Here is a 26,615-nt window from a genome sequence, read left to right on the forward strand (position 1 = left end):
TTTGCACCCCTCTATTCAGTTATTTCTTTATGACTATCAATAACTGTTCCTTCCAATGCTTGCGTAGCTAATTGATGTGCTTCTTTATTTTGTTTTCTAGATATTGGTTCACATATAAGTTTTAATTTCATTTGCTTCGCCTTTTGTTCAATTTGATCTAAATAATGGTTTAAATGCTCATCATAACAAGGCCATTCTCCGGCTAATTGCTGCAGTACAACTTGAGAATCACCGCGAAGTGTGACTGCTTCATACTTAATCCCTAATTCCTCGAGTATATTCATACCGTATAGTAACGATGCATATTCCGCTTCATTATTATCATATATACCTTCTATATATGCATTGCGGCGAATCCGGTAGTTTGTATTTCCTTTTTTATAATACACACATATACCAACGCCAGCTTCTTTCGTTTGCACATCATACCCCCCATCAAAATAAACGAGTATTTCTTGGGGCTCTTCCTCTACTTGCTTACTTAACTTTTTCATCTCTTTTAATGACCATTCTGCGTCCATTTCATCATAAAATGAAATTTCTTTTACTCTTCCTGTTTTCTCAAAATCCTCTGCAAATTGAAGTACTTCTTCTATGTTCATATACTCTGTCGTTAATTCCGTCTGCAATCCGCGCTTCGTTTTATACAACCAATGAATTTTATATTTCATACTACATTCCCCTTATGTAAGACTTCTTATTTATCCGGCTAATTGAAGCCTCACTTTATTTTATTATATTTTATCAAGAGTCACAGTATTATATTCAATATAATCACATACAAAAAGAGCCATCCTATATAAGGAATAGCTCTTTCATCTATTACATAAATCTTTCAAATTGTACTCGCTTATTAATCCAGTACATTACAGGCATACCGATCGCCATTACTACGAATTCACCTGCTGCACATGTTAACCAAGTCCACATAAATGGTAGGTCAAATGCAAGATGAAGTTCAATTGCAATCATAAACATTGTAATCGTAAAGATAACTGTATTAAAAATCATACGAGCCCAAACACCTTTAATAAATCGCATAGAAATAATCGTTGCAACTAATGCAAGAATAGATTGCCCTACTCCAAATACTAAATCATAAGCGATCATAGGTGAGAAAAAGAGATTCGTTAAAAATACACCTAATACAATTCCGTAAATTGCTTTCTTGTTAAATACAACGAGATGATTAAACATCTCTGAAATACGAAACTGTACATTCGTAAAGCCAAATGGCTGAATAAGCATAGAAACAGCAATATATAATGCCGCTAAAATACCATTACCGACTAATGTTCTAATATTCATGACAAAATCTCCTTAGTTTTTTTACGTGGGATGGTTTCGAACCACGTTATTCTTTTTTTTAGCAACAAGATTATATTTTACGTGGTAGCCACTCTTTCGTCAATAGATTTCCTATCATAAACTACCTTTTTCCTTTTAGACAACGTATAATGAAACATATGAAAGATTTAGGAGGTTTCACTTCATGACAGCAACAATTCAAAATGAAAAAGTGATCGTTTCCATTTCTGACAAAGGTGCAGAATTACAGAGCGTTCGCTTAAAAGAAGACAACATAGAATATTTATGGCAAGGTGATTCTACTTATTGGGGACGCCGTGCACCAATTTTGTTCCCAATTGTCGGTCGATTAGTAGATAATACATACTACGTAGACGGTAAACCATATTCATTAACACAACACGGTTTCGCTCGTGATCTTACTTTCTCTGTGAAAGAACAAAGCGAAACAAAGATCACTTATATCGTTACTAGTAATGAAGAAACATTAAAAAAATACCCATACGAATTCGAATTACTCGTTTCTTATGAGCTAGATGGACAAAGTGTTCATGTAACATATGAAGTAAACAATCCTACTTCTAAAGAAATGTTCTTCTCAATCGGCGCACATCCTGGATTCAACTTCCCTTTATTGGACGGTGAATCATTTACAGATTATCACTTATCGTTTAATGGTTCGGAACGCTTAGAAACAAGCGTATTAGAAGGACCTTATCTTTCAAACAAAAAGCAATTAATCGCTGAAAATACGACTGAATTGCCACTTACATACGATTTATTCAAAAATGATGCACTTATTTTTGAACATATGAATACGAATGAAATTTCGATTCGTTCTCATAAACATAATAAATTTGTAAAAGTAGAATTTGATGGATTTCCATTTGTCGGCATATGGACACCAGGGGATAACGCACCTTTCTTATGTATTGAACCTTGGTATGGAATCGCTGATGAAGTAAATCCAGCAAAAGGTTTCAAGGACAAAAAGGGAATTCAATCTTTACAAGCGAATGAAACATTTACATGTCGTTACAGCATCACAATCGGATAACTACTCTATCCCCTACTTCAAAAAATATTTAAGTAGGGGATAATCTTATAATTTGGAGGTTTCTCATTTTGATTGAAGTATATATTGATGGTGCATCAAAAGGAAATCCTGGTCCTTCTGGTGCAGGAGTGTTTATTAAAGGCGTTCAGCCGCCTGTACAATTATCAGTACCACTTGGAACAATGTCCAATCATGAAGCAGAATACCGCGCTTTACTTCTAGCATTAAAATATTGCATTGAGCATAATTATAGCACTGTCTCTTTTCGTACAGATTCGCAGCTTGTTGAGCGGGCTGTTGAAAAGGAATACGCAAAAAATAAAATATTTGCACCTCTTTTAGATGAAGCACTACAGTACATAAAAAACTTCAATCTCTTTTTTATTAAGTGGATTCCAAGTAGTCAAAATAAAGTAGCTGATGAATTAGCTAGAAAAGCTATCTTACAAAATTAACGGGGGTATGAGTGTGAAAAAAGAGTGGATTGCTCCTCTTGCTTTATTATTTGTCTCTTTTATTTGGGGAGCTACGTTTGTTGTCGTTCAAAACGCTATGTCTTTCGTTGGTCCATTTACGTTTAATGGTATTCGTTTTTTATTCGCTGGAATTATTTTATTATTGGTTCAAATTATTTTCTCACAGAAAACTTCAAAACAAGAATTAAAACATAGTAGTTTAGCTGGATTAATAGTTGGGTTCTTCTTATTTGTCGGCTATTTATTACAAACATTTGGCTTACTTTATACAACTTCTTCAAAAGCAGGTTTCTTAACTGGGCTAAGCATTGTTATGGTCCCAATCTTATCCTTTATCTTTTTAAAACAAAAAGCCACCATTTTCATCGTACTTGGTATTGCTGTAGCTACAACAGGTTTGTACTTATTAACAGCTGCTGATTCTTTCCAATTAAATATAGGAGATATACTTGTTCTTGGTTGTGCAGTCGCTTTCGCTGCCCATATTCTTATTAACGGCTTCTTTTCTAAAAAAATATCACCTTTATTATTAAGCACATCTCAAGTATTAGCTGTTGGTATATTTTCTTCTATTTGCGCTTTCTTGTTTGAAGATTGGGAAAAGTTATTTTCAGTATCACTATGGACGAATCAATCCTTTTTATTCGCACTCTTTCTAACTGCCCTGTTTGCAACATCTATTGCTTTTTTCATTCAAACATCGGCACAAAAACACACTTCTCCAACGAGAGTAGCAATTATTTTCGCAATGGAGCCCGTTTTTGCTGCATTAACAGGCGTTCTCGTTGCAAATGAACAACTTTCTATTTCTGCTATTATCGGATGTCTATGTATTTTTCTAGGCATGATTTTTGTTGAATTACCTTCCAAAACAAAAAAAGAAGCGCAGGCTGCGTGAAGTTACGCTTGTAACTTCCGCATAAAAGCCTTAGCGCTTTTTTTATCTGTAATTTCTTCCTCTTTCAATCGTTCTAATAACGCAACGAAATAACTACCATCAAACTGCAATTGATGTTTAATTGTCGCTTCTATTGCTGCGTTCACAATCCCATCAGACGCACCAGTATATCCTTGTCCAAACATAATAAACCCTTGTGCTTCCTCTGATAATTTAAATCCTTTCGTATGTAAGAATGAAAGATAATCTTCTACTGTTTGCATGTTATTCCCACCTACTCAAAAATTCTCCATCTCCTATCATACATGTTTTTACACGCTATGAGAATGAAATTTCTTTGACAACTTTGTAAATCAATCTTCTACTTCTCTTACAATGGAGGATTTTCTAACAATCTGAAGGAATATGTACAGTGGAACTTATTTCATATTAAAGGGGAGACACGATGAAACAAGCACTATTAATTATCGACGCTCAGCAAGAATTAATTGATGGAAATGAGCAAGAAAATGAAGTTTTTCGTAAAACCGAGCTATTATCTACACTAAATATAGCCCTCCAGAAAGCAATAGATTCAAATGCTCTTATTGTTTTCGTAAGAGATATCGATGTTGCTTCTGGTAGTGGCGAAGGATTTGAAGTACATAATCAAATTCAAGTACCCCAGTCTGCAATCTTTATTAATAAAGCAGCAACCAATTCATTCTACGGTACTTCTTTACTTGAACTTTTAAAAGAAGAAAACATTAATCATATTGTTATGGGCGGATGTAAAACAGAACATTGCATTGACACTGCCATTAGGACAGCAACTGTACAAGGATTTGACGTTACATTAATTAAAAACGGTCATTCAACAACTGATTCTAACGTATTGTCTGCAGAACAAATTATTGGTCATCACAATAAAACTTTACACGGTCATTATAACGTTGATCATTTTTCTATGGTGCGAGATATCGAGGAAGACCTCTTTCAGCCGACTCATGACCAATATCGTGATTAAATTGGCTCAAAAAAGAATCCTTCATTTAAAAGGGTTCTTTTTCATCCAAAAATTTGCGCTGCAATACTATATAGTTCACTATTTCTTTTTAATAACCGATTACTATTTTTCATCATAATTGGTGGTGTATTCACCTTTTTAAAACCAGCAATCTCTAATTCTTTCATGAAATCGTTCTTTCCTTCTAGTACATCCATTCTTAATTTTCCATTATGCCCTCTTGCTAAATCATGTACTATTCTCATTGCCATCTCATTATTTTTAGCAACGACTGGTCCTATTATTTTATTTTCTGGCGTTTGTATACTTATACCGTATCCTACTACATTTTCTTTCGTATCCTTTACAACGACACACTGCTCACTTTGCACAATTCTTTTCTTTAAAAACTCTTTTCTATTTGTTCCAAACGCATATTCATCTATTTTTATTATTTTTTCTAAATCACCCTCTTCATAATTCATCACATAATCTTCATTTCTTACACAATAATCTTTCGCATTGTATGAGTTACATATGTATTTAGAAACATAACTTACTGCCCTAAATCCTAACTTTTCATATAAAGGTTTCCCTTCATCCGTAGCAATCAGCATAATTGGAGTATGAGCTGATACGCTTTTAACGCACGCTTCCGTTATTATCTTTCCAATCCCTCTCCCCTTATAATCTGGATGTACAATCACCATTCCAATAGACGCTAATTTCTCCCCATATAATATTATTGCCGCGCTAGCAATAAGTTCCTTTCTCTCATTCCATACGCCGTATACAATACCTGAGTTAAAAATTGTTTCAACTTCTTCTCTGTTATAATCCCAACCAATATAAGAAGATAATGCTACAATGTCGCTTATTTGCTCTTTCCGAAGACGCTCCACTCTAATTTCCAATTCAATCATTCTCCCTCTCTTTATCTAGACTCTTAGATTGTTCTTTCTAAATCAGCTTATATACTTTTCCCTTTAACTACCGCATACATATCCTATTTTGACCAGAACTATATGTATGTGATATGACACCATTCACTTAAAAATCAAGTAAAATTAGTAATTAAAACTATGCTGGTGCAACATATCTATATACAAAATAGTTCTATCGTTATTTTAAATATCCCTGCTAGTAGTGATGTTCTTTACGTAGAAGCTATTTTAGGGTAGAAAGTATTTATCTTGCGATTAAAACATTACAACTTCAAATCCGCTACCGACCCACCAATTACAGTAACCGTTACAAGTAACGAAAACATCGTCACCTTTGTTCCAGAAAATCCAGATGAAGCACTTCCAAATTTAAATTGCTTCTTTGACGGTGAACGCTTCATTCGCATTACTCCTCGAAATGTACGAAATTACCTTTGGACTTGGATTTGGTGGAAGTAATTGAAACAAAAAAGAGATTGTAGTTTGGTTGAAACCAAATTACAATCTCTTTTTCATTACCTATATCCCACTACGTTGTAACTCGTCCAAGGATATACGATTAAACACCATCTCAAGTTATTTTAGTCGTAATAAGTTGGCCAGCTTCATTAATAGTAACTTTCCATTTCACTCCACTAGCAGTCTTCATGATTATACCTTTACTTGCCTCTATTTCAATATCTCCAAACATTCTTCCGCCAGTCGTCGCTAACCAAGCACTCCCATTTTCCATAGAAGATCTTGCAAAGATACGATTAATTCGAAAACGTTTATGATCTTGAGAATAACCACTTAATGTAATTCTAACTTTATATAACTGACTGGCCTTCATATTCGATATAATTGTATCGCCAACATTTAATGGAACATCCAACGCGATAACCCAACTTCCAGTTGCACTTAATGCATATTCAATTTTAATTTTCTTTGGGCTCTCTCCCCATCCAAAATACATTCCAAAACAATTTAACATTTGTATTGGTTTTTTCGTAAAATCCATTTCAATTACAACTGGATCACTATCTGGAACGTCAATATAGTTTACACTTTGTTCATCTATTAAATTAAAGCAATTTGTGAGATTTCCCCCGTACGGCACTTTTCCACTTACTTGCTTAACGTTATATTTCTGCTGAGCATTTACTAAAATATCATCTTGATTTCCTATTAAATGAGGTCTATTTAACGTCAAAGGTAACTGAATTCGTAGGGATTCTTCATAAGTAGACTTACAAACATTGTATTGTCCTTTATCTACAATAGTTGTCGAAAGCAGATTTGAAAAAAGGTAATTACGATGAGAATTGGAAGAAAATTCAATAACAATTTGTTCACTACTCATCCGGTACGTATCCCAGATCATACAATCAAATGTATTATACGCACCTGAACAACGAATTACTTTTTCCGTTTGTTGTCTACATTGCACTTGAATATCATGAAACGTATTTCCTGAACTTTCATTTGGCAAATCACTATTTCCATCTACTTCAATCCCATACACACATCCATCAATAAATATAGATTGAAATACATTGGCGTTAATCCAGCAAGGTGTATTGATATCATTTATATATTCTGTCTTCAAATGTATTGCAGTTTGAAAGTTTTTAATTTGAATAAATTTGACTTGAAAGAAACTAATAAAATCCCATGCCTTTTGACAATAAAAATGTATAGCTTTTCCTTTATACGATGGAGTTGTATTTATTATATTTATATTTGATATAACAGATTGATTAGGTACTTCGATTTGTTGTGAACCAGAAACATAAATAACAGCAGATTGAAACAATGGATTTATAACTTGAAGAGTACCACCAACTATCGAAGCGTTACTTTGTAGCTCAAATGCATTAAAATCCCCATCAATTTGCAGTGTTACGGTAGGATCCAACTCTAATCTTACGTTTGATTTAATAACAATCGGCTTTACAATTTTGTACGTATTTACCCCTGTAATTCTAACCGTCGAAATTCGATTCGCTACACAATAATCAATAGCTTGCTGAATTGCTAATGAGCTATCATTTCCCGAGTTTGGAACTGCGCCAAAACAATCAATATGAACGCTACTTTCTGGCGCACAATCTTCTTGGGATGAAATATATTCTGACAAAATAAATTCACTCCTCATATTACCTTTTTCATATAATATGTGAGTTGTCTCTTAAAAGTTTCTATAATAAAAAAAACAAACGACCTACTCGGTCATTTGTTTAATTCATATATATTTTTCGTTTCCTCTATCATTTTAGTTAACGAGAAATATCTCATTGCTTTCTCTCGTGCTTTCAATCTAATAGCAGTTACCTTTTCTTCATTCCCTTGTAGTTCCTCAAGCGCACTTGCGAATTCTGATTCACAATATTCAGATATCAAAACACCTGACTCTCCATCTATTACCGCTTCATGTATTCCACCAACATCTATTGAAACAATTGGTGTCCCTGTAGCCATCGCTTCAATTACTACCATTGGAAACACTTCACGAAAAGATAATAAAAGTAAGGCGTCCATATTCCCTATAAACTCATGCGGCTCTGAAATATTCCCTAGCATCTTCACCCTTTGCTGCAATCCATATTTTTCTATTTCTTTCATAATCGATTCTTTCTCTGGTCCATCACCAGCAATATAAAACATAAAATCATTTCTCTTTTTCAACACATTTGCAATTTTGACAAATAGTTGATGGTTTTTCTCTTTGGATAATCTAGCTAATATCCCTATTTTATATGTAGATTCTTTCTTTTTCTGCTGGAATAAAAACTTTTCAATATCAACACCGTTATAAATTGTATTTATTTTTTCTTCTGCTACATGAATTGAAATTAAATTGTTCTTTTCAAACTCACTTACTGTAATAATATTGTTCACATATTTATTCATGAAATACCGAAAAAGCGTTGGCATTTTCTTTTCTAATATCGTTACATTGTGTTTCGTATAAACAATTTTCATCTTTTTTTTAATAAACTTTTGAAGTAGAAAAGCATATAATACCATTCGCAAACTATTTGCATGAATAAGTTCTATCTTTCGTTTACAAATTTCGTTTCGTAAATAATAAATATTTCTCAAATGATTCCATCGACTAAGTAAGATAAAATTTTCTTTTCTAGTAAGGGATTCATATAGTTCTCCATCACCTGCAGCTGTATAAATCTTAAAATCCTCATAATGCAAATTATTTTCTAATTTACAGAAATAATTTTCGGCTCCGCCAGTTATCAATTTATCAGTCATCAACAGTATATTCATAATTGCGTCTTCCCAACTACATTGATTTTATTTTTTTTATAAGCATGATAAGCATACTTACTAAAATAGTAAAAGCTTTGCACTGCATTAAGACTTTTTTGGTCCCTTAATAATTTCCAATACCGAAAAGCTGCTCTAACTTTATTTCTCGAAACAGAATTTGCTACAATTCGATACTTCGCTAATACTTGCTGTATCCCTTTTGCTTCATGCCCTTCATGTAATAAGTTCAGCCATAACGCTGTATCTTCCGGCTGTACACTAGGCATTTCGACATACGGAATTTTTTCACGATCAATCATCACCGTTAAACACCCGATAATTGTATTTCCTACTAAATAATGATAGTCAACAGATTTTGGTACACTCACTTCGCGATTTAATTCATTACCATTTTCATCAATTAAACTATACGACGCATATGAAAAAGCAATATTCATTTCTTCCATAAATAACAATTGTGTCTTCAATTTATGCGGCAACCATATATCATCACTATCTAAAAAGGCAATGTACCTTCCTCTCGCCTCTCGAATCGCTAAATTCCGAGCTTTAGCAGCACCAACATTTTCTTTTAATGATAATAACCTAATACGTGAGTCTCCTTCTATTATCTCTTTAATTTTTGCGGCAGATTGGTCGGTTGAACAGTCATCAACGATAATCATTTCCCAGTTTTCATACGATTGATTCTGTACAGATAAAATTGTCTCACCTATAAATCGTCTACTATTATAAGAAGGTGTTATTACAGAAACATGAGGCGCCTTATTATGTGCTGATAGACATTTTACCATCTATCTTTCCCCTTCCTTCATATATTGAAATATACTTCACAACAACTGCTAAAAATAAAAAGAACGCTTCGTTAATAATGAGTGACAATGACATCATCTGAAATAAAAATGCAATCATAGTCAATAGAAGGTATGGTTTTTCACGAAACAAAGTATGCTGCGCTAACTTAAACATTAATATGAATAAAAACGCACTATATAGAAGAAAACCAATTGTACCCGACTCAGACAAAATTTCTAAAAATGTATTGTGTACATATAATTTTTCATTAAATTGATACTCATAATAATTAGAGAAGTTAAACGCACCAATTCCGATATATGGATTGGATAAATAATATTTAAAAGCAGCTTCCCATAATGTAAATCTACCACTTCCATTATCATGGGAAAAATCAGAAATTCGTTTATTTAATATGTCATCTAATTGGCCCCCCATTACACTATTCGATAAACTAAAAATAACTACACTAAACAATACTAAACTCATAATTATTTTTATTTTTTTAGCGAAACTAGACATACATATATATACAAAAATGACAAGCACAAGCGCTAATATTCCCCCTCTTGAAAAGGTTAATAGACTCGTCGTAACACATAAAATTAACCCTAAGATGTTAGTGATATTTTGCAAATTCGTCATATAGTACATAAAAAATATTGTATTATAGAAAATAAAAATGTTAGGATCATCTAGCAATCCAATTAACCGTGGATATCCTCTATCAACTAATAATCCAGCAAAAATTTCTCTCTCTTCTCCACCGTATAAACTAAAGTATTGTAAACCGATTATATAGAGTAGTAGACTTACAACATTAAATACTATTCCTACATAAGCAATGGATGATTCAAGTACCACTATTTCAGTATTCCCCAATAAATTTCTCATTATAAAATAGCATCCTAAAACGAGTAGCACGCCAAAAATCATACGAATACTAGCATTTAAATACATAGAAAGAATTCCGCTTAAACAATAAATGAAATAAAACAGTAAAAATATAACTTCATGAAAATATAACTTTTGAATATGAAAGTCTTTAATTGTTAAACAAAAATATATGACTAAAAAAATCATATATATCTTCAATGAAAATCCAATATATAAATTGTATTTACTTAACATGACAAATAATATTAGAAGAATAATCCATCCCATTGATACTTTCATATTATTTTCCATAGGCTATATCCCCTGTTTCGTAATATAATCCTTTTTGCGTATTTTTCTTATAAAAGAAAGAAGAAGTTTTTTTAGCTCATAATCATATAGGAATATGGCAGCTACTACAATTAGTATATTAAGAACAAGCGCAATTAAATGATATGTATGCAATATATATTGCACTCCAATAAAGGTTACACCAAAATAAATTGTATACGGTATTACAATTTGGAATACAATTTTTTTCTTCACTACACTTACCGCTATATATCCCACTAAAGCGACTATTTCAAATAAAACCATAGCGTATGCCGCTCCTATCACTCCACCAAGACTACTAAAGCTATAAAGCATAACCCCACCTATCACCAATGCTACACACTGCACAACAGTCCTCTTATTTTGACAACCACTCGTCGTTAAACCGTCAGCAATGGCAATATTTAAACTTTGTAGCACAATAAGAAATGATAATATTTGGAGTGGTTCTACTGCATTCCTCCATTCTTCATGAAAAAATATAGAAATAAAGTATGGTGCTAAATGATATAAACCGATCGTCATACATATTCCTACAATCGCCATTGATTTAATTTGAAGTAAATTTAATTTCGTATGCTCTTCTATATTATTCTGGTTATAATGCTTAAAGAGCACCGGAAAAAATGCACCTGCAATTACCCCTGGTACTTGATATAAAGCTGCCGGCATCCGGTACGCCACTGCAAAAACACCTACCATACTTAATGGCAATGTATAGTTAAGCAAGATAGGCGCTAATTGTGGCGTACTCATTATTAAAAAACCGCTAATAATAAAGGGAGTTAATTGCCAAAATAACGCTTTATGAATTACGACTTTCATATTCATTTTCGTCTTTCTTCTCATGATATATATACTGAATAAACCACCAATCATATACCCAAAAGCATATAAGCGAGCTGTTACATACACCGGTAACTCTCCGAAAATACAAAAACATGTAATTATAATGACAACTGATGCTGATACAACTTTTATGAGCGCTATATACTTCATACGTTCCGTCAGTTGAAAATAGGCAATCCCTATGTTTTGCCAAGTTAATCCTATTAACATGAAAAACATTACGTTTATCATCATATAAATTAAATTTTTATCCGCATACATATAATGAATAGCAATATAACCGATGATAGAAATAAAAATAAGTAGAATCATCCTTATTTTTATATACGATGATAAAATCTGCTCTAAATCTGCTCCATCCTTTGCCCCTTCTCGAAGAAACGTATTACTAAGTCCTAAGTCTGTAAAAAATAACATAACAAACGTCACTGCTATGGCAACACTAAACATCCCATAATGTTGTGCGTTAAAAAAGTTTGCTAAAACAATTAAACTGACGGCCTGAAGAAGGTTAGCTAAAATCGTACTATAAAATAGATGGATAATATTGCTTAGAATAGATCTACCCATACAAGTTCTCCTTTGCAAGTAACCTACTTACATATGTTGTTTGTTTACATATATATTTATCTTGCACCATTACCGTTCAATACAATTAAAACGGTTTTACATAAAATACGGATGTCCATCCGAAATGTTTTCATTTCAATATACTCCATGTCCAGCCTCAACTTTTCCTTTGGATCAAGATTATACCCTCCATTTATTTGTGCCCATCCTGTTAATCCTGGTTTTACTATTAAACGTTCCTTAAATTCTGGAATATACGCATCAAACTCATTATAAAAAAACTCTCTCTCTGGTCTAGGGCCTACAAAAGACATATCTCCTCTTAAAATGTTTAAGAGCTGTGGTAATTCATCAATTCTCGTTTTTCTTATAAACAATCCAACTTTTGTAATTCTTTGATCATGTTCTTTTGCCCATTGTGGTCCGTTCATTTCAGCATCCTTTACCATCGACCTTAATTTAAATACATTAAACTTCTTCCCGTTTATACCTAAACGTTCTTGAAAGTATATTGGAGCCCCTGATGTTTCTAAGGTAATCATAATACAAAAGAACAACATAATTGGTATTGTTAATAGTAACAATATGATTGAAAATATAATATCAAACAAGCGTTTTACACTTCGATTCAATATGCTAGGCTTTTCTTGAGCCGGAATCGTATACAACTTGGCTTGATTTGTTTCACGAATCATGGATCGTTACCCCCACATTCAAGAATATAAAATTATACCTATTAATTCACATTCTTTCCTATTTATACCCGCTATTACTTTTTGCACTGTACGTAGTGAATCTTTTTGCTTTTTAACTGCTAAAACCACTCCATCGCATTTCCCTGCAATAATGTGCGTAGCAGGAAGCTCAAATACTTCAGAAGAATAAACGAAAATGTAATCAAAATCTTCTTTCCACTTAGCAATCGCATTATCAAATTCATCCATAGCAACTAAAGGCGTCCCTGTATGTACTGTTTTTTTTGCAGGAATACAATATAAGTAATTAGACAAATTACTAGAAAAAGATTCATAATTGCAGGAGGAAGAGCTTATTATATCGTTTACTGTTATCATGTGATCACTTTGTAATAATACATGTAGTTTAGGGTCAGAAAAATTCACATCAATAAGTAACACCTTTTTTTTCATTTCCGCAAACACTAGACCCATATTTACTATAAGCGAGGCAACAACACCTCTGTCCTTCGTTGAACTAACTGTGAACAGTTGTTTTCCGGATTTTTTCAGCTCGTGATACACCGTATAAAACTGCTCTTTCATCAGATCATCATGCAAATTGAATGGCAGCTGCTTCTTTGTTCTAAACATCGACATGTTCACCTCGATATATAGATGATTTTTTATCAACCTCTGTAGGTTTCTTTTTTCTATTTGGTTCCATATTTATGTGACCAATAACAGAGACTGTTGTTATTTTCTCTAAATCCTGTTCCGTGTATATACGTTCATCAAAATAATCTCGAAATACAGCTAAACCTATCCCAACAAAAAAACTAACAATTAAAGAAATAGGAATGATCAGTTGAAATTTCGGAAACAATTTTTCAGCCTGTTCCTGTAACTCAGGATCAGTTAATACTTTCACCCCTTGTACATTTGTGTACTGTTGAAAGCTTTTTTGTGATTGCTCTGCCAATGTCTTTACAATGTCTTTCACGATTTTCGGATTGGAATCTTTTACTGTAACAGTTACAATTTGTGAGTTGTCCGTATTCACAACCGAGATTTTTTGTGCTAATTCATAACTTGATTGCTCTAATTTCAAAGTTTTTTTGACTGTTGAAATAATTAATGGGCTTTTTAAAATATCAACATACGATGTTACTAGTTGCTTATTTTCTTGTGTTTTATTTGTTGAATTTTCCTTATTAAACTCATCTAAATTCCCAACAAGAATTTGCGTTGAATATTGATATGACGGCTTTAAAACATACATAGAGATAAGAACTAAAGAAGCGGTTAAACAACACATCGTTAAAATAATCGTTACGAATCTTCTTTTCAGTAATTGTTGAAAATCTTTTATACTCATTTCTTGCTTCAATTATTTCACCGCCCTTTTCTGAATAACATCCTGCAATTCACTCTTTACAGATAACCCTTTCTCTCTTCTATCCACTTGTTTTGTTACATACTTTCCGACTCCGAATGCAAATTTTTCTACATATACATACGAAAGCATTGCAAGTATAAACGAAAAAACAAGTGAAAAAATTAAAATAATAGGCAACGGTAATATTTCATGGAGCATGTATATAAGGGAAAACAACGATATAATATGGTATAAATAAAGACTGTAAGAAATCTTCCCCAAATATAACAAATATTTATTATGTAGCAAGGACGACAAAGTTGATATTGACAAACTTAATATGACAAATAAACATGCACTTATCGCCACTACGTAGTCTCGAAATATAAAATTATTGAGCACTTTAATTTCTCCTATAAGCCCTTCATACATAAAAAGTAAAATCGCAAATAAAAACCATGCAATTTTCGTGTTTTTAGTACAATTACTATAAAAAACTATTAAATTATTTTTATACTTCGCAACTAGTGCTCCTAGTAAAAACAGTACTGTGTAATGCAATGTTAATGCATAGCTTGTTAATGTTAAGCCCGAGCGAAACAAAAATAATATTACGACAGAACATATACTAAAACTAAACAATAATAGTAATGAACACCTTAACGTTTTTCGTAAGCAAATCATCAAAATTAACGGGAAAATTATTGATATTCGCATTTCATGGACAAGTGACCAAATCACACCGTTATATGCATCTGTATTATATTTCCCAACCAATAAAATATGTTGTGCGATTAAGCTTGAAGAACTTTTAATCGTCCATGAGCGATTAAACCATTCACTTAAATAAGAAATACCATATTCACTAATTGTAATCTGGCATACAATAGCTATAATTATTGCCACAATATAAGGAATATATATTCTGCATATACGTTTTAAAAGGTATGACCCATAGCTACTATAGTTTTTTTGAATAGATTCATACAAAACAAATCCGCTCAAAACAAAAAAGATAATAACTGATTCGTTACCACTACTAAAAATTAGACGAGCAGGCGTTTCTTTTAATAGATACACAACAAATGGTTTATTATCTTCATAACTGTAATTTTGAAATGCTGAAAAAATCATTAAATGATGACCAATCATTACTACTAATGAAGAAATCCCTCTTATAGAGTCCAATTCTTCGTATCTTTTCATCTTTTTACATCAACTCCTAATGAAATGATAATAATCATTTCAAAGCGACATCTTTATTCATATTCCTCTCCTTTCTTTTCATTCCAATTTTTCATATTAAAATGATTTTATAGTATAAATTTGAGTGTATTGTAACATTTTTTGTAATATTTTGAATAGAAAATCTCAAAAATTGGTATATACCAATTTCAACCTCGAAAAATGAGTAATATTGATAGAAAAACGCTATAAAAATATCTTGCATATTTACAAAATTAAAGAGCTGAATAGCGTTTTTTCAATATAAAATAAAAAAGATAGCCTACATAGGCTATCTTTTTTATTTTATTTAATTACTGGCACCACTATATGCTACATGTCGTTTCTCAATTCTCTCTTCAATTTCTTTCATATTTTCTTTATTATTTAATAGTGATTGTTTATTTTCAATTAATAATTGTTTAAAAGATTTTCTCACTTTTTTTCTCATTTTCATTGTCCTCCTTGGGGGATGGTTTATATAAAAGATAAAGAATTATCTGTGTGTTCTTATAATAATTGATTGTTGTGAATTCTATTTGAACTTCATATGAAAATCTCGTTTATTTTCTGACAACTTTGTGAACACGAAAAAATGATTATCTAAAACTATGTTGAAATTAATTCACTTCATGATAAAAGTTATTATTTTCATCAACTTTTATCATTATATCTTGTCGAAATATTTATATATTTAAAATTGAGTTCGACATAATTTTATTTATTATAATACTGTTTACAAAAACAAAAAGAAGGTGTCACCAAGTCAAAGTTCGACTTATGCAACATCCCTCTTCCCAAACTATTTATAGCATATTTATTAATATTTCAGGTCTTCCCCAATTCATTTCTTCACAAACAAATCTAAGTTTTTCTTCATCCATTGTGTGTAATCCTTCTCCTAGTGAACATGAAATTGGAACTTCACAGTGAATTTGGGCTAATTGTAACGAAATATTTAAGTTCTCTAAATCACTTTCAATCTTCGTACGCTGCGCTTTTGTTAATGATTCTACATTTTCTAGTACAGCGGATACTGTTCCGTGCTCTTGAATAAGCTTATACGCTGTTTTTTCACCGATACCTTTTACCCCTGGATAATTATCACTTGTATCTCCCATGAAAGCTTTTGCATGGACGATTTGCCACGGCTCTACACCTTTTTCTTCCATGATTTTCTCCGGTGTGTAATATTCGTAATTTCCAATTCCTTTACGCAGAAGCATGACTGTAACGCTCTTATCAACAAGTTGAAGTAAATCCGTATCACCTGTTAAAATATAAACTTCAGCTTCATTGCAATATTGTTTTGCAAGCGTACCGATACAATCATCGGCTTCGTAGCCTTTCATACCGATAACTGGAATGGATAATTTTGCAGTCATTTCTTGCACTAAATCAAATTGAGGAATTAATTCTTCTGGTGGCGCTGCACGATTTGCTTTATAATTCGAGAACGATTCTGTTCTAAATGTCGTACTTCCCATATCCCAGCATGTAACGATATGTGTTGGTTCGATCGCTTGCGTAGCTGTTAATAAGTGTTTCATATAACCATGAATCCCGTTCGTAGGGGTTCCATCTTGTCGTTTCATAAATTGTCCGTAGACACTTGTTGCGTAAAAAGCACGAAATAATAGTGCCATACCATCAACTAATAATACTTTTTTCATAATTCCTCTCCTATTAAAAAAATAATAACCTTACGTTATCACGTAAGGTTATATAAATAGATTACCATTCTACGTTTTTGCTCAACTTTGTCTATTATACATTGTTTTTGTATATTTAGCATCATTAACACATTAAGACGTTCTACTACAACAAGTATGCAAGATGCCTGAATACGTATTTTTTCCAGTAGAAACAACGATAGCTTTTGCATTTCCACTAACGATATGCGAACCTTTAAAACATACATTTTCAAGCTCAAGTGGATTATAATCTTTCATCCGTTTTAATGGAATAAACCGTTTACGTTCAAGGTGATAGCAGCTCTCAAACTTCTCTATATTCGCTTCGTTTCCCGTTAATACAGACTCATTCACTAATAAATCATCTGCATAAATAATACGTACATCAGCTGGCACAGCATCTCCAGCCGAAAGAAAAATCATATCTCCAGGTACAAGTTCTTGCACAGGTATCTCCATCATTTTCAGTTCACTATTTAGCCCTGTACTACTAGAACATTCTACTCTAGATACAGTAATCGTTTCACGTTGTAATTCATCACACACACGTTGTTTTGAAAAACCTGGAATCATGCCACCTAGCTTCATCATTACTTCTGCAAGAAGTGCTCTTTTTGAAGTTAGTTCATTTCGGCCATATACTTGAATACGTTTTTGTGCCTCTTTCATTGATAGTCCGTCTCTTGTTGTTTTAAAATATGCAAATACAGATTTTACATCTCTTGTTGCAATTTCAATTAATAAATCTTTATTTTTTTGGAGCATTGTTTGTTCTTTTATTGATTTTTTACTTAGTTTATATGACGTGTTACCCACAGTTTTGTTTGCATATAACATATTATCGTTTCCTCCTTTACAACATAGGAAGAAACGCTTTGTTTCTCAATTTATCCACTTTACTGTGAAAGTGTCTAGCGCTTTATAAACGCTACATTGTGATAAATATAGAGGGAGGAACAAATCGTTTCCTGCCTACATCATATATTTTTGATTTGAAGTATATGGGTAACGGAACCGAGTCAGAATTTGACATGCTCCTCACCTCCTCGTTTAATTTTATAGTTTATACTATGAAATTACTCATAGCTTGGTAACAAAAAAGACCCCTACCCTTAAGAGAGTAGCGGCCATTACATACACAAATAAACGATTTCTAATATAATTAGAAATCTACGGACCTCTCCCTCACCGAGTTTTAGCACTGTATAGCATAGGTACATTACCAGCTACGTTAAGAAAAACCTTAATTCGATCATTCCTGTTGACCCATTGGCGTCTCTCGACATTTTTGGGCAGTAGCATTTCTCTATACAGGAGCCTCACCTAACAGAGACTTATTTTCATTACATTGAAAATGTTACTCTTATTTAAAATAGATGTCAACACTTTGTATGGAAACTTCACAGGTGAATCAAGATAATATTAATATATCTATGCAACAAAAAAAACTTACGTATAAAACGTAAGGTTTTTATATAGCCCCACATATGCCGTTCTCTCTAGATGTCCATAAACCTGCTCTCACAGGTGGATGCCCTCACAAATGTTTGTAACTTCCTTCTTAAAAAGATGGCATGTTAGCTACATTTAAATATTGAACTTCCATATTAAACTTATTGGTTTAAGACATGCATAAGCTACGTACACCGTAGGAATTTTATATAAGGTTAGTTGAAATAAGACCCCCGCACGTGCCGCTCCTCGTAAATGTCCAAAAACCCGCTACTCGCAGGTGGATGCCCTCACAGTTACCGTACATCTTCCTCCACAAGGAAGGCTTGATGATGGTCGCTAAATATTGAGCTTCCGTATAACTAACATCGGTTTTAGACATAAATAAGTTACGCACACCGCAGGATGTATTATTTACTTGTCGTTATATTATCACATTGTTTCCAATGTGTAAAATACAAAGTTTTTCGAGCAATCTCTTGCTTGTGACCTTATTTTAATACAAATTATTTTTGCATGCAAGTGATTAATCTTCTTCTTTTGCAATTTGATTTTCTGGATAAGAGATCCAATCACTCCAGCTACCTGCATACAATTTAACATTTAGGAATCCAGCCAATTTTAATGCGACGATATTTGGACATGCCGTAACACCAGAACCACAATATACAATGGTTTCCTTATCTTTCGACAGATTTTGGAATCGTTCTTGTTGCCCAGCTTTATTCTTAAATTGTCCTGATTGCAACATTCCATCCTTCCAAAAATGGTTTACCGCTGTTGGAATATGTCCTGCTTTATGATCGACAAGTTCCTCTACACCAGCATAACGTTTGGGCTCTCTTGAATCAATTAATGTAACATCCGCACCTGCACGGATATTCTCTCTGACCGTTTCCATCGTTACAAGCATATGATCTTGTATATTAGCTTTGAATGTTTTTCGTATAGCAACAGGAATTTCCGCTGTTGTCGGTAGTCCATTCTCTTTCCAAGCCTGGAAACCACCATCTAATATATATACTTTCTCATGTCCTACATAGTTACATAACCACCATAAACGAGCAGCATTTGCACCGGCTTGACTGTCATACGCAATTACTGTCGTATGTTCATCAATACCAGCCTTCGAAAGCTTGTCTGCAAACTCATCAATATTTGGTAAAGGATGGCGGCCACCATGTTCTGCTATAGGACTTGATAAATCTAAATTCAAATCAAAATATAACGCATGAGGAATATGTCCTTCTTCATACTTTTCTCTACCCCAATTAGGATTCGCTAAATCAAAACGACAATCGATTATACGGACATTCTCATCTTCTATATGCTCACATAACCATTCGACTGTAACTATCATCTTTAACGACCTTCTTTCTCTTTCAAACGACTTACATACTCCATAACCATTTCTTCTGTAACATATTTACGCTGCAAGGTAACACCATTTTTTGCAAGATCATTAATCTGCTTCGTTACAACATTAATGACATCAACCGAAAATTCTTTCCCATTTGACGCAAGAGATACGGCAGCTTCAATAGCTGCTTCACGCTGTGCATCTAATTGTAAACATGCTTTTACACTTTCATTTTGTTTACGAGAATGTGCTGTAATTGCTTTATGTACTTCCATCTTCTCTTCCCCCTAAATAGTTATACGTTTTTATTCAATTCCATTGCAAGCCGGATCATATCACGACATACAATCCCATTTTCAATAATCTCTTCTTCATAATGCTTCGAAAAGTAATCAAAATCAATAGAAAAAATACGAAATCCACATTTTTGATATAAAGCAAGTTGTGAAACACTAGAATTGCCTGTACCAACTTCAAGTTTTGACATACCATATCCTTTAGCAGTTTCTACAGCATGCCTTAATAGCTTCTTCCCAATCCCTTTTCCTTGCAAATGCTCTGCAACCGCAATATTCATGATTTCCATCGTCTTTGGCCTTGTTTCCAAAAGAACATATACACCGATAACGCTCCCCCCCTGCTTAGCTACGTATGTTAATCCTCTTTGTACATACGTAGCTATTTGCCGTTCACTTGGATCCGCAAGTAACAATAAAGCCTTCGGTATAGCCTCTTTTGGAATACGTTCTATTACAACAGACATAAAAAATTCCCCCTTCTCTATTGTTCTAAACCCTCCTTGTCTACCATAAATAATAGAAAGGAGGGATTCACCATGGACAACAATGAGAAAAAATGCAACGTCATCTCTATTGATGGAAAGAAGAAGAAAAGCGACACGTATTCCTATCCAAAATTAGTAGTTGAAAACAAAACATATGAATTTTCTTCATTCGTCTTATGCGGTGAAACACCAGATGGCAGACGACTCGTTCTTACTCATATGATTTCTACCGATGAATTTGCTGGATTTGTAAAATCTTTAGATACTGTACTTCAAAAGAAAATTGAACGAATCTTTTTCTCATAACGACTATATAACATAAATTTCTTTTTCAATCTCTACTAACTGCTTTTGCAATTGTTCTTTACTTTGTTCATATAGAGATACATCGATCGTTTCAGCCAATGCAAACAATATACTTTCATAATAGTTCATCACATCTTGCTGCATCACTTTTTGGAATAAATTCCACTTCATATCCCACTCTTGCTTATAATGATGAACAAATAAATGTTTTTCATCAGCTACATAGTTTGATACGAGCGGTTCTAATACAGATTTAGCGTCTTCTTGCATAAAAGCTTTGTCATTCTTTTCAAAAAAGCTTTTCTCATTTTTAAAATGTGCCAGTGCTTTTTTGAAATCTTTTATTTCAACTGAAGGGAACGGTTCTTTATGTGTAATATCTTTGTATTCATACTCCACTGTTCCATTCATAGAAATTGATTCATTTTCTACTTTACAGTTCACTACAATTTCATCCTTTGCACGCTTCATCGCTTCGTCTATCCATTTTTCAAGGCGTAATGATGTCGCACGCATTTCTTGTAATAAATCATGCTGAATAAATGCTACTAATTCCATAACACACTGTTGCAATTGTGTTTTCACATTTCCATCCGTTCGAAGTGATGCCGGATTAATAAATTCAGTAAACACATCATTATAGCGGAGGAATAGACGCTGTTGCACGTAATAAAGCAACTCTTTCACTTCATTTTGCATCGCCTGTTCTTCAGCAAGTACACTATATGAAGAAATGATATGAAGTAGTTGATCACGCTCTGCTTCATATTTTTTCGTTTGCTTCTCTTTCTCTTCATTCCCCTGCTTTGCACCCTTTATCATGTTTACTAAAAGCTGATCTGCCCCTTGCAACGCACCATATAGAGCATGCACAGAAACAAGCATTAAATCTCTCATCATAAAGGACGTAAATGATTCCTCAAACTTAGTAATCCCAGAGTTTTGTAAAATACCATACTTCTCTTTTTCAACATTCTTTCCTTGTTTCTCTTCAAGCGCACATAAACTTGAAATTGCAAATAAACGCGGATTTCTAATACCGTATTGCAGTAGCTGATCTGCGATATAACCTTTTACCATTTCAAGTTCTTCTTCAGACTCTGCTAAATCCGCAGCATTAATTAAGAAGAACATTTTATCAAGGGCAAAAGTATCCTTTACACGACCAAGCTGAATTAAAAATTCACGGTCAGCACGAGAGAATACATGGTTATAATATGTTACAAATAAAATAGCATCTGCGTTTTTAATATACTGAAATGCAACATCCGTATGGCGAGCATTGATAGAATCCGCTCCAGGTGTGTCTACAAGCGCTACTCCCTGCCTTGTTAAAGCACAATCATAATAAAGTTCCATATACTCAACGAAGCATGATTTCTCTTCATTCGCTACATAATCAGAGAACTCTTCTAATGTAACTTGTACTTGTTCTCCTAAATAAGTAGAAACTGCATCATACCCTTTTTGTACCGCTCGTAAAAAGCTAAATGTTGTTTTTTGCTTCCCAGTTGGTGAAGGATATTTCATAACTTTATCAATTTGTGCTAACGCTTCATCTAACGTAGCAATCTCATAATGAAACAGCTTATAAACAGCTTTCATATCTTCTAATAACGCTTGCTTTGATTTAAACTGAACAATTACTGTTCCATGTGGTTTTTCCTCTGTAACCGGCAAAATTTGATTAATCGTTGCCGTCGTCGGGTTTGGTGATACAGGAAGTACTTTCTCACCGAGTAAGGCATTGGCAAATGATGATTTTCCAGCACTAAATGCCCCGAATAACGCTACTGTAAATTGTTTTGTTTCTACACGTCTTCTTTTCTCTATTACCTCTTGCTGTACATGTTTCAGCGCTGGCAATGGCTCTAATATCGTTTCAGCTTTTTTCACTTTCTCTAATATCCGCTGAATATTTAAAGCCGCCGTTCCTTTCAGCTCTTCTTCATGAATCGCTACGTTATCGTTTACGATTTCCTGCTCTTGTAGTGTAAATTTCTCACTAACAATTTGCTTTTCCCTTTGCAATATCTCATCTATTTGCAAACCTTCAGGCGTAGCAACATGATCGTGCCAAACATTTCGTAAATAGTCTTCATATGCCGCCAAATTGTTATTGTATTGTAATTGTGTTTCTTTCGCCGTTTGCAACATCGTATATGTTTCAATCTCTTCTTCAATACGAGCAACTGCTTCCCTCACCTTTTGCTTTAAAACGACCGCACTTTTATCAAAAATTTGCTGTGCTTTTATAAAATAACGCTTCTTTAGTTCATTCGCTACATCCGCTGTATAAAGAAGTAAGTAATCACCTGTGAAACCTGCGCCTTGTTTAATTACCTCAGCCAACATTTCTGGTCCGAAAGCAATTTCTAACCCATATATGTCTTTCCCAATTTCCTCCGTGAACAATCCTTCTTCTTTTAAAAAGGCTACAATAAATTCCTTCACATGAAAATCAAGCTGCGTTTCAACAGTCTTTTGAAGGGCAGAATAAAACGCCTCTACACGCCTTTGTTTTTCTTGCTCCGTCTTTCCTTTCGCAAATAGCAAACCGACTTTAAACTTTGTTAATTTCGTTTCTAAGTACGCATTTGCCAATTCTCTCATTTCAAATGGCATTAAATACGCGTTATCTAATATAGCTTGTAGGCCTTTTATAAATTCATTTCTCACATGAGACTCTTTACTTGCCTCACGATTTTTCGCTTCCGTTAACTCTTCCTTCTTTTCAACTACCTCTGAAATAGAAAGTGGTGATGCTAACTCTTCCTCATATTTCAAAAGAGCTTTTTCATTTTCAGAAACAATAAACGAGAAATGTTCCCCCATTAAATATTCTGTTTCTCGCTCCATTCCAGTCCTTACATACTGCTCTTTTTCTTTCATAATAGAAGTAATTAACGTTTCTAAGCTTCCAATTTCATTATGTGGATGGTTCATCATTCGTAATGACGTATAATATACTCCATCTACTTCAATATCCCAGTTAGAGAACGATTGCTTTACACTATCTTTATAATTCTCAAACGACAATTCATTTTCTTTATGTTTATCTATTTGATTGACAACGAGATAAACCGTTTTATTACGTTGTTTCAATTCTTTAACAAATTGCAAATTCACTTCCGATTGGACGTGATTATAATCCATCATATAAAAAATTACGTCTGCTAGATGTAGCGTTGATTCTGTCGCTAATTGATGGGCATCATCTGTTGAGTCAATCCCTGGTGTATCTACTAACATAACACCTTCAGGAATTGGCGCATCATTCCGATAAATGTGAACACCAATTACCTCATCACCATCTTTACAAATTTGTTTTAATTCTTCAGCTGAATATGCACCGTCATACTCGTACTGTTCTCCAGATTTAACCGTTACAACAACACGATCCATTCCTTTTTCAATTTTGACAACGTTAGCGCTTGTCGGAATTGGACTTGTTGGTAACAGCTGCGCTTTATATAGATGATTCATCATCGTTGATTTCCCCGCAGAGAAGTGACCACAGCACGCTATCATAAGCTGTTCTTGTTTATATTTTTGAATCACCTCAAACAACTTTAAACTATTCTCTGCATCGCCGTGTTTTTGCCACTCTTCATAAAAACAAACAAGTTTTTTCATACCGTTTGTCTGTACTATGTTTGTCATCCCCTTGTTCCCCTTTATCCAAGATGTATATACTTTTTCCCGCTAATTGCGAGCTCATAACCAGTGAGAGTTACACCTACCCATTGATTACAGTTTCACTTTACTATCATACTAAATTTTCAGCATATTCTCATTAAAAATAAAAAATCCCTTTCATTCTTTTTACAAATGAAAGGGATTTTATGTCATATCACTCATTTTGCTGTTCCTACTCCATTTAAAACATACTTCGCAATAACTGCATATACAGCGACTGTACCTGCTACTAATGTATATACCATACTTACGCACCAACCTTTTTTGATAATGATTATCAATTTTAAATATATTTTATCATTAAAGAGAATCATTATCAACACTTTTCATAAAGAAAGCTCCTTATAAGAAGGAGCTTTACTGCCTGTTTTGAAAAAGGGTAAAACTTATTGTGCACTCTTATTATATCTTATCCTACATAACTTAACAGTTTAAAAAAATGGAAATATCGCCTATCCCCTCCATCTTACATTTTGTATAATAAAAGGGAATTACTTAACAAGGAGGAAAAAAATGACGCAAAATCTCACACATGGCGAGAGGATACACTCCATCGATATTATTAGAGGAATAGCTGTACTAGGTATTTTTCTTGTGAATTGGCCTGTTATCGCCGGGGTTGACTCACGTGATCTTTCAGGAATTTACGAAGGGATAGACAGCTATATTCGCCTATTTTACGATATGTTTATTCAAACGAAATTTTATACAATTTTTTCGTTTTTATTCGGATTAGGTTTTTATATTTTTATGAGTCGTGCTGAGGCGAAAACCGAACGCCCAAAAACTTTGTTTGTTCGCCGCTTACTTATTTTATTATTATTCGGTTTCTTACATTACGTTCTTTTATGGGACGGTGACATTTTACATACTTATGCGATTGCTGGATTTTTCTTATTTTTATTTTATAAGAGAGAACCTCGTACTATTTTAATATGGACTATCGTTTTATTGAGTATTTTTCAATTCATTATGCTAATGGCTGGTATTACGGTTGCATTGGTACCAAAGGAAGAGCTAGGTTTTTCCTTACCTATCATGCCATTAGAAGACTGGCTGTCACAAATACAAAATCGTTTCCATGCATTTTACGCTGATGGAATTGGATTAAATTTACTTATGCTTCCAGAAACAGTTGGGCTATTTTTGCTTGGTTTATACGCCGGCAAAAAGGATATTTTCCGCCGCACGAAAGAGTTAGATCCAAAACTTAAAAAATGGCAAATTATTATGTTCCTTTTAACATTACCAATGTGGTTCTTCATGGTCCGTTACTTCTTATCAAAACCATTTTATGAACCAATTTATATGCAGGTCTTTACAATGTTTAGCGGAAAAACGTTATTCATATTCTACATTTTCACGCTCATGCGTTTATTACAAAAAGAAAAATGGCAAACGTTATTACGTCCATTCCAATACGTTGGACGAATGGCATTAACAAATTACATCTCGCATACAATTGTTACATTACTTGTATTTGGTCTATTCCTTAAAAATTATTATCCTGCTCCATTATGGGTTGGACCAATATTCTGCATTAGTTTCTACACGTTACAAATCTTTATTAGCCGCTGGTGGCTTTCACATTACCAATACGGGCCACTTGAGTACATTTGGCGTCTTGGTACGTACGGGAAAATAATGCCACTTAAAAAGAAAAGCAAGGTCTCATAACGAGACCTT

Annotated in this window: 27 protein-coding genes, 2 other RNA genes, 1 pseudogene and 2 riboswitches; of the genes and pseudogenes, 7 read left to right on the forward strand and 23 right to left on the reverse strand. The window is 33.5% G+C overall.

Going from position 1 to position 26,615, the window contains the following annotated elements; translation table 11 throughout:
- Positions 1 to 11: 11 nt before the first annotated feature.
- Both QCI79_RS04480 and QCI79_RS04485 read right to left on the reverse strand, forming a co-directional pair.
- The gene (locus QCI79_RS04480; protein ID WP_000875556.1) at positions 12 to 671 is read right to left on the reverse strand and encodes a ribonuclease H family protein; all 660 of its coding nucleotides are present in this window, start codon (positions 669 to 671) and stop codon (positions 12 to 14) included.
- 151 nt (positions 672 to 822) lie between these two features.
- Positions 823 to 1,308 carry a QueT transporter family protein gene (locus QCI79_RS04485; RefSeq protein WP_001026471.1) on the reverse strand — a complete coding sequence of 162 codons (486 nt, stop codon included), beginning with the start codon at positions 1,306 to 1,308 and terminating at the stop codon, positions 823 to 825.
- Positions 1,309 to 1,314: 6 nt separating this feature from the next.
- Positions 1,315 to 1,359, reverse strand: a riboswitch (PreQ1 riboswitch).
- Between the two features lie 133 nt (positions 1,360 to 1,492).
- Between QCI79_RS04485 and QCI79_RS04490 the strand changes: the two genes are divergently transcribed.
- The 3 genes from QCI79_RS04490 to QCI79_RS04500 all read left to right on the forward strand — a co-directional run bounded on the left by QCI79_RS04490 (position 1,493) and on the right by QCI79_RS04500 (position 3,739).
- Positions 1,493 to 2,365, forward strand: a complete 873-nt coding sequence (locus QCI79_RS04490; protein ID WP_021728656.1) for an aldose 1-epimerase family protein — start codon at positions 1,493 to 1,495, stop codon at positions 2,363 to 2,365.
- A gap of 68 nt (positions 2,366 to 2,433) precedes the next feature.
- On the forward strand, positions 2,434 to 2,820 hold the full coding sequence (locus tag QCI79_RS04495) for a reverse transcriptase-like protein (RefSeq protein WP_000573881.1): 387 nt from the start codon (positions 2,434 to 2,436) through the stop codon (positions 2,818 to 2,820).
- Positions 2,821 to 2,833: 13 nt separating this feature from the next.
- Positions 2,834 to 3,739 (forward strand): DMT family transporter, encoded by a 906-nt coding sequence (locus tag QCI79_RS04500; protein WP_042991531.1) that lies wholly within the window; start codon positions 2,834 to 2,836, stop codon positions 3,737 to 3,739.
- 2 nt (positions 3,740 to 3,741) lie between these two features.
- On the opposite strand, the gene QCI79_RS04505 is transcribed toward QCI79_RS04500, so the two are convergent.
- On the reverse strand, positions 3,742 to 4,002 hold the full coding sequence (locus tag QCI79_RS04505) for a DUF6123 family protein (RefSeq protein WP_001195212.1): 261 nt from the start codon (positions 4,000 to 4,002) through the stop codon (positions 3,742 to 3,744).
- 182 nt (positions 4,003 to 4,184) lie between these two features.
- Here QCI79_RS04505 and QCI79_RS04510 point away from each other — a divergent pair, with 182 nt between their 5' ends.
- Positions 4,185 to 4,745 carry a cysteine hydrolase family protein gene (locus QCI79_RS04510; protein WP_021728654.1) on the forward strand — a complete coding sequence of 187 codons (561 nt, stop codon included), beginning with the start codon at positions 4,185 to 4,187 and terminating at the stop codon, positions 4,743 to 4,745.
- A 41-nt stretch (positions 4,746 to 4,786) separates the two neighbouring features.
- On the opposite strand, the gene QCI79_RS04515 is transcribed toward QCI79_RS04510, so the two are convergent.
- Positions 4,787 to 5,647: a GNAT family N-acetyltransferase gene (locus QCI79_RS04515; RefSeq protein WP_021728653.1), complete on the reverse strand. Its 861-nt coding sequence runs from the start codon at positions 5,645 to 5,647 to the stop codon at positions 4,787 to 4,789.
- Between the two features lie 297 nt (positions 5,648 to 5,944).
- Between QCI79_RS04515 and QCI79_RS34945 the strand changes: the two are divergent.
- Positions 5,945 to 6,127: pseudogene (locus QCI79_RS34945) on the forward strand (hypothetical protein); the annotation flags it as partial.
- Positions 6,128 to 6,239: 112 nt separating this feature from the next.
- Here QCI79_RS34945 and QCI79_RS04525 read toward each other — a convergent pair.
- The 17 genes from QCI79_RS04525 to QCI79_RS04605 all read right to left on the reverse strand — a co-directional run bounded on the left by QCI79_RS04525 (position 6,240) and on the right by QCI79_RS04605 (position 20,903).
- A complete protein-coding gene (locus QCI79_RS04525) occupies positions 6,240 to 7,787 on the reverse strand; it encodes a glycoside hydrolase family protein (RefSeq protein WP_000006063.1) in 1,548 nt (515 codons plus the stop codon).
- A gap of 92 nt (positions 7,788 to 7,879) precedes the next feature.
- Complete coding sequence (locus tag QCI79_RS04530; RefSeq protein WP_001023684.1) at positions 7,880 to 8,932, reverse strand: glycosyltransferase family 4 protein; 1,053 nt, start codon at positions 8,930 to 8,932, stop codon at positions 7,880 to 7,882.
- Positions 8,929 to 9,729 (reverse strand): glycosyltransferase family 2 protein, encoded by an 801-nt coding sequence (locus QCI79_RS04535; protein WP_000237694.1) that lies wholly within the window; start codon positions 9,727 to 9,729, stop codon positions 8,929 to 8,931. The genes QCI79_RS04530 and QCI79_RS04535 overlap by 4 nt, the downstream gene beginning before the upstream one ends.
- Positions 9,704 to 10,918, reverse strand: a complete 1,215-nt coding sequence (locus QCI79_RS04540) for an O-antigen ligase family protein (RefSeq protein ID WP_000429870.1) — start codon at positions 10,916 to 10,918, stop codon at positions 9,704 to 9,706. The genes QCI79_RS04535 and QCI79_RS04540 overlap by 26 nt, the downstream gene beginning before the upstream one ends.
- Positions 10,919 to 10,921: 3 nt before the next feature.
- Positions 10,922 to 12,358 carry an oligosaccharide flippase family protein gene (locus tag QCI79_RS04545; protein ID WP_000533743.1) on the reverse strand — a complete coding sequence of 479 codons (1,437 nt, stop codon included), beginning with the start codon at positions 12,356 to 12,358 and terminating at the stop codon, positions 10,922 to 10,924.
- 56 nt (positions 12,359 to 12,414) lie between these two features.
- Entirely contained in the window at positions 12,415 to 13,053 is a 639-nt protein-coding gene (locus tag QCI79_RS04550; protein WP_000617648.1) for a sugar transferase, read from the reverse strand.
- Positions 13,054 to 13,071: 18 nt separating this feature from the next.
- A complete protein-coding gene (locus tag QCI79_RS04555; RefSeq protein WP_031303651.1) occupies positions 13,072 to 13,692 on the reverse strand; it encodes a CpsD/CapB family tyrosine-protein kinase in 621 nt (206 codons plus the stop codon).
- A complete protein-coding gene (locus tag QCI79_RS04560; protein WP_000807055.1) occupies positions 13,679 to 14,422 on the reverse strand; it encodes a YveK family protein in 744 nt (247 codons plus the stop codon). Before QCI79_RS04560 ends, QCI79_RS04555 begins: the two co-directional genes overlap by 14 nt.
- A complete protein-coding gene (locus QCI79_RS04565) occupies positions 14,423 to 15,616 on the reverse strand; it encodes an acyltransferase family protein (protein WP_000833058.1) in 1,194 nt (397 codons plus the stop codon).
- Between the two features lie 328 nt (positions 15,617 to 15,944).
- On the reverse strand, positions 15,945 to 16,085 hold the full coding sequence (locus QCI79_RS04570; RefSeq protein ID WP_001228048.1) for an FbpB family small basic protein: 141 nt from the start codon (positions 16,083 to 16,085) through the stop codon (positions 15,945 to 15,947).
- Between the two features lie 355 nt (positions 16,086 to 16,440).
- Positions 16,441 to 17,307 (reverse strand): 5'-3' exonuclease, encoded by an 867-nt coding sequence (locus QCI79_RS04575; protein WP_021728651.1) that lies wholly within the window; start codon positions 17,305 to 17,307, stop codon positions 16,441 to 16,443.
- A gap of 132 nt (positions 17,308 to 17,439) precedes the next feature.
- Complete coding sequence (locus QCI79_RS04580; RefSeq protein WP_000964949.1) at positions 17,440 to 18,165, reverse strand: P-type ATPase actuator domain-containing protein; 726 nt, start codon at positions 18,163 to 18,165, stop codon at positions 17,440 to 17,442.
- A gap of 335 nt (positions 18,166 to 18,500) precedes the next feature.
- Positions 18,501 to 18,666: riboswitch (M-box (ykoK) riboswitch) on the reverse strand.
- Between the two features lie 136 nt (positions 18,667 to 18,802).
- Positions 18,803 to 18,986, reverse strand: a non-coding RNA gene (ssrS, locus tag QCI79_RS04585) — 6S RNA.
- 21 nt (positions 18,987 to 19,007) lie between these two features.
- Positions 19,008 to 19,190, reverse strand: a non-coding RNA gene (gene ssrS / locus QCI79_RS04590) — 6S RNA.
- Positions 19,191 to 19,306: 116 nt separating this feature from the next.
- Entirely contained in the window at positions 19,307 to 20,140 is an 834-nt protein-coding gene (locus QCI79_RS04595) for a sulfurtransferase (RefSeq protein WP_021728650.1), read from the reverse strand.
- Between the two features lie 2 nt (positions 20,141 to 20,142).
- Positions 20,143 to 20,415, reverse strand: coding sequence for a YpbS family protein (locus QCI79_RS04600; RefSeq protein ID WP_000451818.1), 273 nt, complete (start codon positions 20,413 to 20,415; stop codon positions 20,143 to 20,145).
- A 20-nt stretch (positions 20,416 to 20,435) separates the two neighbouring features.
- Positions 20,436 to 20,903, reverse strand: coding sequence for a GNAT family N-acetyltransferase (locus QCI79_RS04605; protein WP_000117686.1), 468 nt, complete (start codon positions 20,901 to 20,903; stop codon positions 20,436 to 20,438).
- A gap of 72 nt (positions 20,904 to 20,975) precedes the next feature.
- Between QCI79_RS04605 and QCI79_RS04610 the strand changes: the two genes are divergently transcribed.
- Positions 20,976 to 21,230, forward strand: coding sequence for a DUF3931 domain-containing protein (locus tag QCI79_RS04610; RefSeq protein WP_000369740.1), 255 nt, complete (start codon positions 20,976 to 20,978; stop codon positions 21,228 to 21,230).
- Between the two features lie 3 nt (positions 21,231 to 21,233).
- Here the strand turns inward: QCI79_RS04610 and QCI79_RS04615 are convergent, their stop codons facing one another.
- Positions 21,234 to 24,893, reverse strand: coding sequence for a dynamin family protein (locus QCI79_RS04615; protein WP_021728649.1), 3,660 nt, complete (start codon positions 24,891 to 24,893; stop codon positions 21,234 to 21,236).
- A 194-nt stretch (positions 24,894 to 25,087) separates the two neighbouring features.
- The gene (locus QCI79_RS04620) at positions 25,088 to 25,243 is read right to left on the reverse strand and encodes a hypothetical protein (RefSeq protein ID WP_000600122.1); all 156 of its coding nucleotides are present in this window, start codon (positions 25,241 to 25,243) and stop codon (positions 25,088 to 25,090) included.
- Between the two features lie 199 nt (positions 25,244 to 25,442).
- On the opposite strand from QCI79_RS04620, the gene QCI79_RS04625 reads away from it, so the two are divergent.
- Entirely contained in the window at positions 25,443 to 26,606 is a 1,164-nt protein-coding gene (locus QCI79_RS04625; RefSeq protein ID WP_021728648.1) for a DUF418 domain-containing protein, read from the forward strand.
- Positions 26,607 to 26,615: the final 9 nt, after the last annotated feature.

Origin of the sequence: Bacillus cereus group sp. MG1 (assembly GCF_040460035.1) — a bacterium.
Lineage (GTDB): Bacteria > Bacillota > Bacilli > Bacillales > Bacillaceae_G > Bacillus_A > Bacillus_A cereus.

Bases quoted from the DNA above. Each gene is read 5' to 3' on its own strand.
- QCI79_RS04480 (WP_000875556.1), bottom strand. From the start codon at position 671: ATGAAATATAAAATTCATTGGTTGTATAAAACGAAGCGCGGATTGCAG.
- QCI79_RS04485 (WP_001026471.1), bottom strand. From the start codon at position 1,308: ATGAATATTAGAACATTAGTCGGTAATGGTATTTTAGCGGCATTATAT.
- QCI79_RS04490 (WP_021728656.1), top strand. From the start codon at position 1,493: ATGACAGCAACAATTCAAAATGAAAAAGTGATCGTTTCCATTTCTGAC.
- QCI79_RS04505 (WP_001195212.1), bottom strand. From the start codon at position 4,002: ATGCAAACAGTAGAAGATTATCTTTCATTCTTACATACGAAAGGATTT.
- QCI79_RS04510 (WP_021728654.1), top strand. From the start codon at position 4,185: ATGAAACAAGCACTATTAATTATCGACGCTCAGCAAGAATTAATTGAT.
- QCI79_RS04515 (WP_021728653.1), bottom strand. From the start codon at position 5,647: ATGATTGAATTGGAAATTAGAGTGGAGCGTCTTCGGAAAGAGCAAATA.
- QCI79_RS04530 (WP_001023684.1), bottom strand. From the start codon at position 8,932: ATGAATATACTGTTGATGACTGATAAATTGATAACTGGCGGAGCCGAA.
- QCI79_RS04535 (WP_000237694.1), bottom strand. From the start codon at position 9,729: ATGGTAAAATGTCTATCAGCACATAATAAGGCGCCTCATGTTTCTGTA.
- QCI79_RS04540 (WP_000429870.1), bottom strand. From the start codon at position 10,918: ATGGAAAATAATATGAAAGTATCAATGGGATGGATTATTCTTCTAATA.
- QCI79_RS04545 (WP_000533743.1), bottom strand. From the start codon at position 12,358: ATGGGTAGATCTATTCTAAGCAATATTATCCATCTATTTTATAGTACG.
- QCI79_RS04550 (WP_000617648.1), bottom strand. From the start codon at position 13,053: ATGATTCGTGAAACAAATCAAGCCAAGTTGTATACGATTCCGGCTCAA.
- QCI79_RS04555 (WP_031303651.1), bottom strand. From the start codon at position 13,692: ATGTCGATGTTTAGAACAAAGAAGCAGCTGCCATTCAATTTGCATGAT.
- QCI79_RS04565 (WP_000833058.1), bottom strand. From the start codon at position 15,616: ATGAAAAGATACGAAGAATTGGACTCTATAAGAGGGATTTCTTCATTA.
- QCI79_RS04570 (WP_001228048.1), bottom strand. From the start codon at position 16,085: ATGAGAAAAAAAGTGAGAAAATCTTTTAAACAATTATTAATTGAAAAT.
- QCI79_RS04575 (WP_021728651.1), bottom strand. From the start codon at position 17,307: ATGAAAAAAGTATTATTAGTTGATGGTATGGCACTATTATTTCGTGCT.
- QCI79_RS04580 (WP_000964949.1), bottom strand. From the start codon at position 18,165: ATGTTATATGCAAACAAAACTGTGGGTAACACGTCATATAAACTAAGT.
- QCI79_RS04595 (WP_021728650.1), bottom strand. From the start codon at position 20,140: ATGATAGTTACAGTCGAATGGTTATGTGAGCATATAGAAGATGAGAAT.
- QCI79_RS04600 (WP_000451818.1), bottom strand. From the start codon at position 20,415: ATGGAAGTACATAAAGCAATTACAGCACATTCTCGTAAACAAAATGAA.
- QCI79_RS04605 (WP_000117686.1), bottom strand. From the start codon at position 20,903: ATGTCTGTTGTAATAGAACGTATTCCAAAAGAGGCTATACCGAAGGCT.
- QCI79_RS04610 (WP_000369740.1), top strand. From the start codon at position 20,976: ATGGACAACAATGAGAAAAAATGCAACGTCATCTCTATTGATGGAAAG.
- QCI79_RS04615 (WP_021728649.1), bottom strand. From the start codon at position 24,893: ATGACAAACATAGTACAGACAAACGGTATGAAAAAACTTGTTTGTTTT.
- QCI79_RS04620 (WP_000600122.1), bottom strand. From the start codon at position 25,243: ATGATTCTCTTTAATGATAAAATATATTTAAAATTGATAATCATTATC.
- QCI79_RS04625 (WP_021728648.1), top strand. From the start codon at position 25,443: ATGACGCAAAATCTCACACATGGCGAGAGGATACACTCCATCGATATT.